Origin of the sequence: Sinomicrobium weinanense (assembly GCF_018863395.1) — a bacterium.
In the GTDB taxonomy this organism is placed as follows: Bacteria; Bacteroidota; Bacteroidia; order Flavobacteriales; family Flavobacteriaceae; genus Sinomicrobium; species Sinomicrobium weinanense.
Window position 1 is genome coordinate 24,366 of the sequence record NZ_JAHKRR010000004.1, and the last position, 13,472, is coordinate 37,837.

Consider the following 13,472-nt stretch of genomic DNA (forward strand, 5'->3'; position numbering starts at 1 on the left):
AATAAATAAAAATAGAATGTTCAGTACCTTAGCATATACCGTTTTTGAAGAGAGCATAAAAAAGTATCACGAAAAAGACGATGTGTACCAGTCCTTTGAAAACCCCTATCCCGATGATAAGATAGAACACCTGTTATACAGGAAGAACTGGATAGACACTGTGCAATGGCACTACGAGGATATCATCCGTGACCCGGATATCGATCCTGTGAGCGCCCTGGACCTGAAGCGGAAAATAGACGCCTCCAACCAGGACCGTACAGATACTGTGGAATATATAGATAGCTATTTCCTGAACAAATACAAGGACGTAAAACCTAAACCGGAGGCCACCATCAATTCCGAAAGCCCGGCCTGGGCCATAGACCGCCTTTCCATCCTGGCACTGAAAATATACCATATGGAAGAAGAAGTAAACCGGGAAGGGGCTTCCGAAGAACACAAGGAAAAATGCCAGGCAAAGTTGGAGGTGCTCCTGGAGCAGAAAAAAGACCTTTCGACGGCCATAGACCAGTTGCTGGCAGATATCGGGGCCGGGGACAAGTACATGAAAGTCTATAAGCAGATGAAGATGTATAATGATGAAGAGTTGAACCCCGTACTTTATCAGAATAAAAAATAAGTCTCTGTTGAAAACGATGCCTGTATTTTAATGGGAAAGGAAAAAAACGATATTCATTTACTGGTCATCCGGCTTTCCGCGATGGGAGATGTGGCCATGACTGTCCCCGTACTGCATGCGCTCGTACAACAACATCCGGAAGTACGTGTAACGGTGTTATCCAGGGCTTTTTTTAAGCCCCTGTTCGAAGATATCCCCCGCATATCCTTTTACCAGGCCGATATCAGGGGCAGGCATAAGGGCGTTCGCGGCCTTTACAAATTGTATCGTGAACTAAAGGCCTTGAAGATCAATGCTGTGGCCGATCTCCACAATGTGTTGCGAAGCAATGTCCTGAAAACCTTTTTTCGCGCCGGCCGGTTTCCCGTAGTACAGATAGACAAGGGGAGGAGCGAAAAAAGAGCGCTTACCCGCAGCCGGGAAAAAAAATTCAGGCAGCTGACATCCACCCATCAGCGGTATGCCGATGTCTTTGCCCGGCTCGGATATGCTGTGGATCTGTCCCGCCCTGTATTTTCACCGAAGCTGGAACTTTCACCCGAGATCTGGAACAACCTGGGCAGGGAAAACCGGGCGGAAAGAGGAGAGCAATGGATAGGTATTGCCCCCTTTGCCGCTTTCGAAGGAAAAATGTACCCTCTGGACCTTATGGAAAAGGTATTGGAAAAGCTGGACAGGAAAGGGAAATACACGCTCTTGTTGTTTGGAGGGGGAAAGAAAGAAGAACAGGTGTTGCAGGCATTGCAGTCGAAATATGAAAATGCGGTAAGTATAGCCGGAAAACTATCCTTTAAGCAGGAACTCCGCCTTATCTCCAACCTGGACCTTATGGTGGCCATGGACAGCGGCAATGCCCATCTCGCCGCCATGTATGGCGTAAAGACCATTACGCTCTGGGGCGTAACACATCCCTATGCAGGGTTTTATCCTTTCGGCCAGGACAGGGATTATGCCTTGCTAGCAGACAGGAAAAAATTCCCCCTGATTCCCACCTCCGTCTACGGTAAAAAACTTCCTGAAGGATATGAGAACGCCATGAGGACCATTTCCCCGGAAAAAGTAGAGGAAAAAATATTACAGGTTTTAACGGCCAGGTAGTCTCGATACCTTTCGGCTGCACTCGGGGCAGCGCACTGCTCCTGCGCCACAGCACCCGACCTGACGGAATGAATTACAACACAACGATCCGTCACTTCGAGTAGCCTTTTTAAGTCGCTTTTGGCGACTTAAAAAGGCGTATCGAGAAGCTAAACGTCGTCGTAATCAATAGTAAGTTTCGGTGTCACCGGATGCGACTGGCAGGTGAGTACCAGGCCTTCCGCAACCTCGCTGTCCGTGAGAATCTGGTTCTTTACCATTTTTACCTGCCCTTCCGTGACCCGGGCCAGGCAACTGCTGCATATCCCGCCCTGGCAGGAGTAGGGAGCGTCTATATCGTTGTCCAGGGCAGCGTCGAGCACCCGTTCCGATTGTGGCATGGTAAATTCAAACTCTTCGTCGTCTACAATGACCTTTACTTTGGTCTGCCCCTCGAGGTTTTCGTCCAGCTCTGCTTCTTCGGATGTTGTGAAGAGTTCGAAGTAGATCTTTTTCTCATCGACCCCGTTTTCGCGCAGGGTGTCCGATACCGTATGTATCATATCTTCGGGCCCGCAAAGGTAAAAAGCGTCAAAAATAGTGTCTTTGTGCTTGTTTTTCATCACGTAGTTCACCGTAGAATGCTCAATACGGCCAAACAGGGCGTTGTCCTCTTCCGAACGGGAATAGGTGAAATATACTGTGAACCGTTCCGGGTACCGGGCCGCGAGGTCGTTGATCTCCTCGAAGAACATGGTCTCTGTGGTACTCCTGTTACCGTATATGAGAACAAATTTGCTTTGCGGCTCTTCTTCAAGCAGGGCCTTGAGGATGCTCAGTACCGGGGTAATACCACTTCCCGCAGCAAAAGCGGCTACGGTCCTGGACTGTGAAGCATCCGGAGAAAATGTAAAATGGCCTTCCGGAGGGTGTACTTCGAGCGTATCTCCTTCCCGGAGAGACTGGTTGGCATAACCGGAAAAAACACCTTCCGGGATCTCTTTGATACCTACGGATAGTTTGCCTTCTCCGGGAGAGGTGCAGATCGAATAGGACCGGCGTATCTCTTCCCCGTCAAATTCCTTTTTTATGGTGATATGCTGACCTGCCTCATGCCTGTACTCTTCGCGCAGGTCTTCGGGAATATCGAATGTTATCGTTACCGATTTCGGCGTGTTTCTTTCTATACGGCTAACACGTAGGGAGTGAAAGTGTAACATAACGCAATTTTTGGGCAAATGTACATAAAATAGTTACATTGTATTTAATTTTTGGACAGATGATCGACGACGGATGACCGGTGACGGATACATCCATCTGTCATCGGTCACCGGTCATCATAAACACTCAGTTCCCGGTAAAATGCTAACTTTGATGTAACAAAACCCCGGTCCCTGCTACCTATGGACTGTAAAACCGGCTAAAAGATGATGAAACGTTTTATCTCCCTGCAGTGGAGATCCTTTTTCCGTTCGGCGAGTCTTGGAAAAGATATTGCCATCCGGATTCTTATGGGGTTCCTGGCAGTCTATTTTATACTCTCCTTTTTATTGCTCGGCATTGGGCTGTATCCTCTGCTCGCAGAACTCTACCCGGGGATAGAGCCGCTTGCCTCGGTCAATCGCCTGGTGGTCTATTGGTTAGGGGCAGATCTGCTTGCCCGTTTTTTTATACAGGCCCTTCCCGTAATAGGCATCAAGTCGTTGCTGATTTTGCCTGTCCCGAAAAGAAAAGTGGTCCATTACCTGTTGCTCAGGAGCTTGTTTTCCTTTTTTAACCTGTTTCCTTTGCTGGTCATTGTTCCTTTTGGTATTTATGGTGTGATGCATGGAGGGTATAACCCTGTCCGGATACTGGCGTGGGGCGTTTGTATGATGAGTTTGGTGGTAGGTGTTAATTATTTCAATCTTCTTGTAAAAAAGAGATTTGCCGGGAAAATAAGAACATTCCTCCCTTTTATCGTCGTCGGGGTTGTTCTGGTTGTCCTGGAGTACCTGGGGATATTACAGCTCGGTATATGGACAGGCGCATTGCTCGACAGTCTTGTTGCGCATCCCTATCTGGCGGTGGTGTCTCTGTGCATTCCCGTATTCCTGTATTGGTGGAATTACAGGGAGTTGCATCATCATTTTTACCTGGATGCCTCCCTCGAAAGCAGTAAAGAACAGACCAGGACATCCGAAATGGGGTGGGTACGCAGGTTTGGCGATATAGCCCCTTTCCTCCAGCTCGACCTCAAACTGATATGGAGGAATAAACGTCCCCGGAGTACGGTGTGGCTTGCACTGTTGTTTGTGGCTTACGGGCTTATGATCTATCCTAACCCTTCAAACCAGGATATGCCGGGTTGGTATGTGTTTGTGGGGGTGTTTATCTCCGGGGTGTTTATGATGAATTTCGGACAATTTGTCCCCGCCTGGGACAGCTCGTATTACAGTATGATGATGGCACAGAACATTCCCCTGAAAAAATACCTGTCTTCCAAGGCCGCGTTAATGACTTTCAGTGTCGTTGTCCTGTACCTGCTCAGTTTGCCCTATGTTTATTTCGGGTGGGACATCCTGGTGCTGAATACGGCCTGTGCGCTGTATAATATAGGCATCAACATTCCCGTACTGCTCTATACGGGTGGCTATAATAAGAAACGTATAGAGCTGGACAAAAGCCCTTTTCTTAATTACCAGGGTACCGGGGCAGTACAGTTTATTATGATTTTGCCGCTTCTTATACTTCCCGTGCTGATATGGTATCTTTGCTATAAATTTATTTCTTTCGATGCGGCTTCGTCCGTTCTCGCCCTTATCGGGATTGCAGGGATCATGGCAAGGGATGGCCTTATGGCCCGGATCGTTAGCCTGTACAGGAAGAAAAAGTATGTTGCCATTAATGGATTTAAGGAAAGGAATGATTGAGAGGGAGAGCTGTTAATATGCCGATGTAATGATAGCGCGGTCCCCCCCCAAAGCCCTCAAACTCAAAAACAGAAACAATAAAATCTCAAATGATAGTAGTAAACGACCTCACAAAAACCTATAACGGAACAGCAGTACTGAACATCGAAGAACTTCAGATCCCCTCCGGACAGAGTTTTGGCCTGGTGGGCAATAACGGGGCCGGGAAAACCACTTTTTTCAGCCTGCTGCTCGACCTCGTACGGCCTACCTCCGGGTACATTGTCAACAACGAAGTGATGGTGAACAAAAGTGAGGAGTGGAAACCCTTTACTTCTGCTTTTATCGACGAGAGTTTCCTCATTGGCTATCTAACACCCGAAGAGTATTTCTATCTTGTAGGAGAACTGCGCGGATGGAACCGGGCCGATGTAGATACTTTCCTGAAAAAATACGAGCTGTTTTTTAACGGTGAGATACTGAAAAAGCAAAAGTACCTGCGCGACCTCTCCAAGGGAAACCAGAAAAAAGCAGGTATTGTAGCCGCACTGATTGGCGATCCGGAAGTGGTGATACTCGATGAACCCTTTGCCAACCTCGATCCCACCACCCAGATACGCCTCAAGGAGATCATCAGGGAACTGGCTGGGGCCAACGGGGTTACGGTGCTTATTTCCAGCCATGATCTTATACATGTTACCGAGGTGTGCAAACGCATAGTAGTGCTCGACAAGGGAGAAATAACAAGAGACATCCAAACGGCTCCGGAGACCCTCAAAGAACTGGAGAGTTTTTTTGCGGGATAAGTTTTTTAATAACCATTTGATTTTGTTGTTTATCTGTAAAAGAAACGTATTTTTGTTTGGATAAGCCCTATATTAGTCTAATCATTAGCTTGTTTTGAAGCCCGTATTCAACATATCCTGCTTTATTTTCGCGGTGGCGATAATTTCTTTTTTCGCCCTTGCCGGGTGTTCCACCGAAAAGGATGCCTTCCTGAACCGCAATTTTCACGCACTTACAGCCAAAGACAATATCCTCTATAATGGAAAGAATGCCCTGCGCAACGGCAGCGAAGGCCTTATCACTTCCTACACGGACGATTTCTGGGAGGTGCTCCCGGTAGAACGTATGGAGGTGGTTGAAGAAAAAGCGCTTTCGGGAGGAGCGGGGAATTCCGATTTCGAAAGGGCCGAAGAAAAAGCCGTCAAGGCCATACAGAAGCACGGGATGAACATCCGTGGGCGGGAACGCAATCCGCAGATGGACGAGGCTTATATGCTGCTGGGGAAGAGCAGGTATTACAACCAGCGTTTTATCCCTGCTATGGAAGCATTTAATTACGTGCTCAACAAATACCCGGACAGCGACAAATATATCCAGGCCAGGGTATGGCGCGAAAAGACCAATATCCGTATGGAAAGCGAGGAACTGGCCCTGGAAAACCTGAAAAACCTCCTCCGCAGCGTGGAGTTCAAAGACCAGGAATATGCCGATGCCTGTGCTATAATGGCCCAGGCCTACATAAACATGCAACACAGGGACAGTGCCATACAAAGGCTGAAGATCGCAGCAAACCTGACTAAAAAAAACGAAGAGAGGGGGAGGTATTACTACATCATCGGACAGCTCTATAACGATCTGGAAGTCAGGGATAGTGCCAATATGGCCTTTAACAAGGTGATTGCCCTGAAACGAAAATCACCCCGGACCTACATGATCAACGCAGAGCTGCAAAAAATGCGAAATACAGAGGTCGCCGACGGGGAAGAAAGAGAAGAAAGAGAAGAAAGGCTGGCCTTCCTTGGCAAAATGGAGAGAAACCGGGAAAACCGCCCTTTCCTGGACAAGATATACCACTATATTTCCGAATTTCACCTGCAATCCGATTCCCTGCGGCTGGCAGAAGAATACCTGAACAAATCGCTTCGGGCCAATGAAGGGGACGGCAAGCTGAAAGCCATGTGTTACGAACAACTGGCCGAGATGAACTTTGACCGCAACGAATATAAAAATGCGGGAGCCTATTACGACAGTACCCTGACTCAGCTCAAGGATGACAGGCGAAAAATAAGGGCCATACAGAAAAAACGGGACAATCTCGAAGACGTGATCCGCTATGAAGACATTGTGCAGGTAAACGACAGTATCCTTCACCTGGCCGCATTGCCGGAAAGTGAACGCAAGGCCTATTTTGAGGATTATATTAAAAAACTGAAGGAAGAGGATGAGAAGCAGAGGGAAGCTGAAGAAAGAGCCGCAGAAAACGGAACTTTCGACCCCTTTGAAACCCCTGGCAGTACAGGACAACAGAACAATGAGGGCGGAAAATTCTATTTCTATAACCAGGTGACCCTGGGCCATGGGAAAACGACTTTCCGGAAGATCTGGGGAGACAGGGAACTGAAAGACAACTGGAGGCTTGCCGATAAAAGTGTGGTCTCCAGGCAGGAAACCGCCGAAAAGCCCGAAGATGTCGTTGCCGTAGCACCCGATCAGCGATACGATGTCAATTTCTACCTGGATCGCCTGCCGACCGATGAAGTAGTGCTGGACAGTCTCAAAACGGAAAGGGATTTTGCCAATTACCAACTGGGGCTTATTTACAAAGAAAAATTCAAGGAGTACCCTCTGGCTATCGACAAACTGGAAACCGTACTGGCAAGCGAACCCGAGGAAAAACTGGTCCTCCCGTCCAAATATCACCTTTTTCGCCTGTATGAGCAGGTGGGGTCTGATAAAATGGCGGAGGCCAAAAACGATATCATCAAAAACCATCCGGGCTCGCGCTATGCGGAAATACTCGAAAACCCCGAAGCCATTCTTGCCGGGGAAGCCGATGATCCTGAAACTTATTTTAACTCGCTTTACAAGAAATTCGAAACTCAGGAATACGAAGCAGTGCTGCAGGAAACAGAACGCTATATAAAAACCCACAGCGGGGAAGAGATCATCCCGAGAATGGAAATGCTCAGAGCTACCAGCCTGGGCAGACTGTACGGATTGGAACCTTATAAAGAAGCCCTGAACAATATTGCCCTCAATTACCCCAACGACGATGTGGGCAAGAAGGCACAAAAAAAACTCGAGGAAACCGCTTCCTTGGAAAGTGATACATTTGATACCGAAGAAGCAGGGCGGTGGAAACTGGTATTTCCCTTGCCGAAAAGCAATATTGTTGAGGTCAGGGAGCTGATGGAGAATGTGGCGTTCTTCTCGCTCAAATATCCTTACTACAAAAACCTGAAAGTGTCTCGTGACGTATATGATACCGATACGGTTTTTGTTGTGGTACACGGATTGAAGAATGGGAAAGAAGCCAAAGCCTACCGGGAACTGGTCAATACCGATGAAGAATGTGTCATAGACACCGAAAATCACCTTATTTTGAGCCCTGATTACCGAACGGTACAGGTACATAAGAATTTTGATGCCTACAAAAACAAGAAAACAACCCGAGAACCATAATCTTTAGTGCATGACAAAAATTTATCAGGTAAGATGTAAGACTATAGGACACAGGACTTTAAAATGTAAGTAAAAATGAGTCAAACCACTTTATGCAGACCGTTTACCGCTATTGGTCCTGCGTCTTAAGTCTTGAGGTCCTGAGTCAAAAATAGCATATTTGAATTTTTGTAATGTAATAAAACCATAAACATAAATCATAATCGTAAAACTAACCCCAAAATGTTTTCAGAATCAAAAAAAGGAAAAGTGCTCACGGAAACTTTTCCACAGGCAAATCGTATTGAAAGTAACACCAGGATTACAGGTGATATTGTTTCCGATGCCGATATCCGTATTGACGGAAAGGTAGAGGGAAATGTAAAATCTTCCGGAAGGATAGTGATAGGAAAAGACGGTTTTATCAACGGAAAGATAGAGTGTGCCAATGCGGACATTGAAGGAAAATTTACTGGCGAACTGCTGGTGGCCGAACAATTGTCGCTGAAATCTTCTGCCGTTATTCAGGGCGAAGTGACGGTGTCTAAACTGGCCGTGGAACCTGGTGCCGCATTCAATGCCAGCTGTACCATGAAAGGAGCCGAAATAAAACCCCTTAACAAGCCTCAAGAGCAGGAAAGGGAAAAGGCAGGGAGGACCGCTTAGAAACAGGCAAAAGAAAGGCAGAGGGGTGTCTGAAAATTAATTTTCAGACACCCCTCCATTAAATCAGGCGTTGCGGCAGGGTCCCGACAAATTAAAACAGTTTCTATATTTGCAGGCCGGAACCCAAACGCGAAAATCCCTTATGAAAAAACATATATTTGCTTTTTTAAGGCTTCTTGTACCCCTGACGCTGTTGTTATGTGCCCTGCAATATGCACTGGTGACTTATGCGATCTCCTGGTATGATTTTCGGCTTACCACCGTAGCTATATACGCCTTTCATGTCGTGGTGACTTTCCTGATCTATCTTTTTTTGTTATACGTCAACAAAACTTTTTCCGATAAGACCGGCTTTGCCTTTATGGCGTGTAGTTTGTTAAAAATGATGGCCTCCGTAGTGTTTTTATGGCCGCTGATGGAACAGGGGGGCAGTTTTGTCGGGGATGTTATGGCCTTCTTTATCCCTTATTTTATTTATTTAACGATTGAAGTCCTTTATGTGGTAAAATTCATGCAGGGAGGAAAGGGGTAAAAAAACGCAAAAAATCTTTATTTATAAACAAGGAATTGTTAATTAAATTTCTACCTTTGCGCCAAAATTTTGAGACCAGGTATTTTTTAGAGATCAAAGATATGTCGATAGCACGAAAAACTGTCAAAACTTTAGCTTTTTTAACACTGTTGTTTGTTTCCCCCGTATTTTCCCAGGAACATCATAACGACCAATCCGGGGATTCGGGAGAGGAAGCATTTGATCCCACCGAGGTCATTATGCACCACATCAGTGATTCCCATGAATTCCATATTTTTGGTGATGTGTCCCTGCCACTGCCGGTGATCCTCTGGACCAATAACGGGCTGGTAACCTTTATGTCCAGTGAATTTCATCACGATGAGACCGGGGAAGTGATCGTAGAAAAGAATGGGATGAAATTTGTGCGCTATCACGACGAAATATACTATGCCGGAGCAGATGGTAAACTGTCTTTTGACGGAGAACATCATCCGCTCAACGACAGGCCGCTCAACTTTTCCATCACCAAGAACGTGTTTACACTGTTTCTTTCTGCAGCTTTGATGCTGTTGATCTTTATTCCGGTGGCTCAGTCATATAAGAAAAACCAGGGAGCGCCCAAAGGACTGGCCGGCTTTATGGAGCCGCTGATCCTCTTTGTGCGAAATGATATTGCCATTCCCAATATAGGGAAAAAGAAACATGAAAAATACATGCCTTACCTGCTGACGGTATTTTTCCTGATATGGTTGGGGAACCTGTTCGGGCTGATCCCTTTCTTCCCCTTTACGGGAACACTTACCAATGACATTGTATTTACAGGAGTGTTGGCCGTATTTACCTTTTTGATCACCACTTTCAGCGGAAATAAGCATTATTGGGGGCATATATTCGCCACACCGGGAGTGCCGAAACCCCTGTTGCTCATCATGATCCCAGTGGAGGTACTGGGAATGTTTACCAAACCTTTCGCCCTGATGGTGCGTCTGTTTGCTAACATTACCGCAGGGCACATCGTTATCCTGAGCCTTTTTTCATTGATATTTATATTTAAAACAGCGGCGGTTTCGCCCGTATCCATAGCATTTGCCCTGTTCATGTTTGTGCTGGAATTGCTGGTGGCAGCATTGCAGGCCTATGTGTTTACCCTGTTGTCTGCCCTGTTTATAGGCCAGGCGGTGGACGACCATCATTAAGATGTGTTTTGAAGTAGAGTTTAATTTAGTAACTATATAAATTTTTAACTATGATTTTAGCTGGAATAGGAGCCGGATTGGCTGCGATTGGTGCCGGAATAGGTATCGGTAAGATTGGTGGTTCTGCAATGGACGCTATTGCACGTCAACCCGAAGCGGCTTCAAAAATTCAGACAGCTATGATTATCGCGGCAGCACTTATTGAAGGTGTTGCACTGTTCGCGGTGGTTGTTGCACTGATGAAAGGTTAATCTGTAAAAACACACTCCGCAACGGTTGGTTGCGGGGTGGTTTTTTGTTTGTAGAAAAGAAAGGACTTAAACTATTATACAATGAATATTACGCATCCTGAAAGTTTGTTATTTTGGACGGTACTGGTATTTATCATTCTGTTGTTTTTGCTTCGCAAATTCGCGTGGAAACCGATACTGAGCGCAGTAAAAACCAGAGAAAACTCCATTAACGATGCTTTGGCAGCTGCTGAAGAGGCCCGTAAGGAGATGCAAAACCTCAAGGCAGATAATGAACGTATCATCAAGGAAGCCCGTGCTGAAAGAGATACCCTGCTCAAAGAAGCCCGTGAGATGAAAGAAAAGATCATTGCCGATGCTAAAGAAGAAGCTCAGCAACAAGGAAGCAAGATCATTGCACAGGCCAAGGCAGCAATCGAAGGCGAAAAGAAAGCGGCTCTTGCCGAACTGAAAAGCCAGGTAGCCGGATTGTCTGTGGAAATCGCAGAAAAAGTGGTGAAACAGGAGTTCTCCGATAAAGACAAGCAACTGGAGCTGGTGGAGAACATGATCGGAGAAGTAGGGACCTTAAACTAAACGGACAATGGCAGGAACAAGAGCAGCTATACGTTACGCAAAAGCCGTTCTGGCATTAGCCGGGGAACAGGATGCTACAACAGCAGTGTATGAAGATATGCAGCTGATAAAGAATACTGTGGCCGCCAGCAGGGAACTGCAGCTTATGCTTAAAAGCCCGGTCGTAAAACCGGAAGTAAAAAGATCAGCACTTAAGGAAATATTTGCTTCTATACACAAAATATCCGCCGATCTCATCAATATCCTGGCAGGGAACAACAGGATAGGCCTGTTAAAAGAAGTTGCCGGACAGTATGTTGCAGTATATGATGAGGCACATGGTAGGCAGGTAGCCATAGTAACTACGGCGGTACCCCTTACCGACAGGCTCAAGGCCGGAATGTTACAGAAGGTTAAAGAACTGACCGGGAAAGAAGCCACCCTGAAGAATATTATAGACGAAAGTATTATAGGTGGTTTTATCCTGCGTGTGGGAGACCTGCAATACAATGCCAGTGTGGCCAACAGGTTCAACAGTTTGAGGAGGACATTTTCTTTGAATTAAATATAGTTATTAGTACAATTAAAAAATATGAGGTCAGATCTTAGTATCTAATGTTTGATCTCTAAATATCAAATAAAGATGGCAGAAGTTAATCCTGCTGAAGTATCAGCAATATTAAAGAAACAATTATCGGGATTTGAAGCGGGAGCTTCCCTGGATGAAGTAGGGACTGTCCTGCAGGTAGGGGATGGGATAGCCCGGGTTTACGGACTTTCCAATGCCCAGTACGGGGAATTGGTGGAATTCGAATCCGGCCTGGAAGGTATGGTACTCAACCTGGAGGAAGATCATGTTGGTGTAGTATTGTTGGGTCCATCCAAAGAAATAAAAGAAGGAGCTACCGCCAAACGTACACAGCGTATCGCCTCTATTAACGTAGGTGAAGGCATTGTAGGACGTGTAGTGGATACCCTCGGAACCCCCATAGACGGAAAAGGAGATATCGAAGGGGAACTGTATGAAATGCCCCTGGAACGAAAAGCCCCCGGGGTGATCTTCCGTCAACCGGTAGACGAGCCGTTACAGACCGGGATAAAGTCGGTAGATGCCATGATCCCGGTAGGACGTGGACAGCGGGAACTCGTTATTGGTGACCGTCAGACCGGTAAGACCACGGTGTGTATCGATACCATCCTGAACCAAAAAGAATTTTACGATGCAGGAGAACCTGTATACTGTATATATGTAGCCGTAGGACAGAAAGCCTCTACGGTGGCAGGAATTGCCAAGGTACTCGAAGAAAAAGGAGCACTGGCCTATACGACAATAGTAGCCGCTAACGCTTCAGACCCTGCCCCGATGCAGGTGTATGCGCCGTTTGCAGGAGCCGCGATAGGAGAGTATTTCCGGGATACCGGAAGACCTGCCCTGATCATTTATGATGATCTGTCTAAACAAGCGGTAGCTTATCGTGAGGTATCACTCTTGCTTCGACGTCCGCCCGGACGTGAGGCTTATCCCGGGGACGTTTTCTTCCTGCACTCCAGGCTGCTGGAACGCGCTGCGAAAGTTATTGCCGATGACGATATCGCCAAAGGTATGAACGACCTTCCCGAAGTGTTGAAACCTATGGTAAAAGGAGGCGGGTCACTGACAGCCCTTCCGATCATCGAAACCCAGGCGGGAGACGTATCGGCTTATATCCCGACAAACGTGATCTCCATTACGGACGGACAAATATTCCTCGAGTCTGACCTGTTCAACTCCGGGGTTCGGCCAGCGATCAACGTTGGTATATCCGTATCGCGTGTGGGAGGTTCGGCACAGATCAAATCCATGAAGAAAGTGGCCGGTACATTGAAACTCGACCAGGCACAGTTCCGCGAACTCGAAGCCTTTGCCAAGTTCGGGTCTGACCTCGATGCTGCTACCCTGAATGTTATTGAAAAAGGAAAGCGAAATGTTGAGATCCTGAAGCAGGCACAAAATGATCCGTATACTGTTGAAGATCAGGTAGCCATTATCTACGCCGGTTCCAAAAACCTGCTGAGAAATGTACCTGTTGAGAAAGTAAAAGAATTCGAAAGAGATTATCTGGAATACCTGAATGCCAAGCACAGGAATATCCTGGACGTAATAAAACAAGGAAAGCTGACCGATGAGGTTATCGATACACTGACCTCGGTTGCTAAAGAGCTTTCAGGAAAATATAATTAATATGCCAGTGAACCCATGTGGATAATCCGGTA

General features: G+C 46.5%; 13 protein-coding genes. 12 read left to right on the forward strand and 1 reads right to left on the reverse strand.

What is annotated here, in order from left to right; all coding sequences use genetic code 11:
- Positions 1-16 precede the first annotated feature (16 nt).
- Both KN811_RS12470 and KN811_RS12475 read left to right on the forward strand, forming a co-directional pair.
- Positions 17-622 carry a DUF4254 domain-containing protein gene (locus KN811_RS12470; protein WP_187966052.1) on the forward strand — a complete coding sequence of 202 codons (606 nt, stop codon included), beginning with the start codon at positions 17-19 and terminating at the stop codon, positions 620-622.
- 30 nt (positions 623-652) lie between these two features.
- Positions 653-1,720: a glycosyltransferase family 9 protein gene (locus KN811_RS12475; RefSeq protein WP_247716493.1), complete on the forward strand. Its 1,068-nt coding sequence runs from the start codon at positions 653-655 to the stop codon at positions 1,718-1,720.
- A gap of 149 nt (positions 1,721-1,869) precedes the next feature.
- Here KN811_RS12475 and KN811_RS12480 read toward each other — a convergent pair whose 3' ends face one another.
- Positions 1,870-2,919: a ferredoxin--NADP reductase gene (locus KN811_RS12480; RefSeq protein WP_187966053.1), complete on the reverse strand. Its 1,050-nt coding sequence runs from the start codon at positions 2,917-2,919 to the stop codon at positions 1,870-1,872.
- Between the two features lie 207 nt (positions 2,920-3,126).
- Between KN811_RS12480 and KN811_RS12485 the strand changes: the two genes are divergently transcribed.
- The 10 genes from KN811_RS12485 (at position 3,127) to atpA (ending at position 13,440) form a co-directional block, all read left to right on the forward strand.
- Entirely contained in the window at positions 3,127-4,611 is a 1,485-nt protein-coding gene (locus KN811_RS12485) for a DUF5687 family protein (protein WP_223129395.1), read from the forward strand.
- A gap of 89 nt (positions 4,612-4,700) precedes the next feature.
- A complete protein-coding gene (locus KN811_RS12490; protein WP_187966054.1) occupies positions 4,701-5,396 on the forward strand; it encodes an ABC transporter ATP-binding protein in 696 nt (231 codons plus the stop codon).
- 133 nt (positions 5,397-5,529) lie between these two features.
- Positions 5,530-8,058, forward strand: a complete 2,529-nt coding sequence (porW, locus tag KN811_RS12495; RefSeq protein ID WP_345725289.1) for a type IX secretion system periplasmic lipoprotein PorW/SprE — start codon at positions 5,530-5,532, stop codon at positions 8,056-8,058.
- A gap of 222 nt (positions 8,059-8,280) precedes the next feature.
- A complete protein-coding gene (locus KN811_RS12500; RefSeq protein ID WP_187966055.1) occupies positions 8,281-8,703 on the forward strand; it encodes a bactofilin family protein in 423 nt (140 codons plus the stop codon).
- 142 nt (positions 8,704-8,845) lie between these two features.
- A complete protein-coding gene (locus KN811_RS12505) occupies positions 8,846-9,235 on the forward strand; it encodes a hypothetical protein (RefSeq protein WP_187966056.1) in 390 nt (129 codons plus the stop codon).
- A gap of 101 nt (positions 9,236-9,336) precedes the next feature.
- On the forward strand, positions 9,337-10,413 hold the full coding sequence (gene atpB / locus KN811_RS12510; protein WP_187966071.1) for a F0F1 ATP synthase subunit A: 1,077 nt from the start codon (positions 9,337-9,339) through the stop codon (positions 10,411-10,413).
- A gap of 50 nt (positions 10,414-10,463) precedes the next feature.
- Complete coding sequence (atpE, locus tag KN811_RS12515; protein ID WP_187966057.1) at positions 10,464-10,664, forward strand: ATP synthase F0 subunit C; 201 nt, start codon at positions 10,464-10,466, stop codon at positions 10,662-10,664.
- Positions 10,665-10,745: 81 nt separating this feature from the next.
- Complete coding sequence (locus KN811_RS12520; protein ID WP_187966058.1) at positions 10,746-11,240, forward strand: F0F1 ATP synthase subunit B; 495 nt, start codon at positions 10,746-10,748, stop codon at positions 11,238-11,240.
- Between the two features lie 7 nt (positions 11,241-11,247).
- The gene (gene atpH / locus KN811_RS12525) at positions 11,248-11,784 is read left to right on the forward strand and encodes an ATP synthase F1 subunit delta (protein ID WP_187966059.1); all 537 of its coding nucleotides are present in this window, start codon (positions 11,248-11,250) and stop codon (positions 11,782-11,784) included.
- 78 nt (positions 11,785-11,862) lie between these two features.
- Complete coding sequence (gene atpA, locus KN811_RS12530) at positions 11,863-13,440, forward strand: F0F1 ATP synthase subunit alpha (RefSeq protein WP_187966060.1); 1,578 nt, start codon at positions 11,863-11,865, stop codon at positions 13,438-13,440.
- Positions 13,441-13,472: the final 32 nt, after the last annotated feature.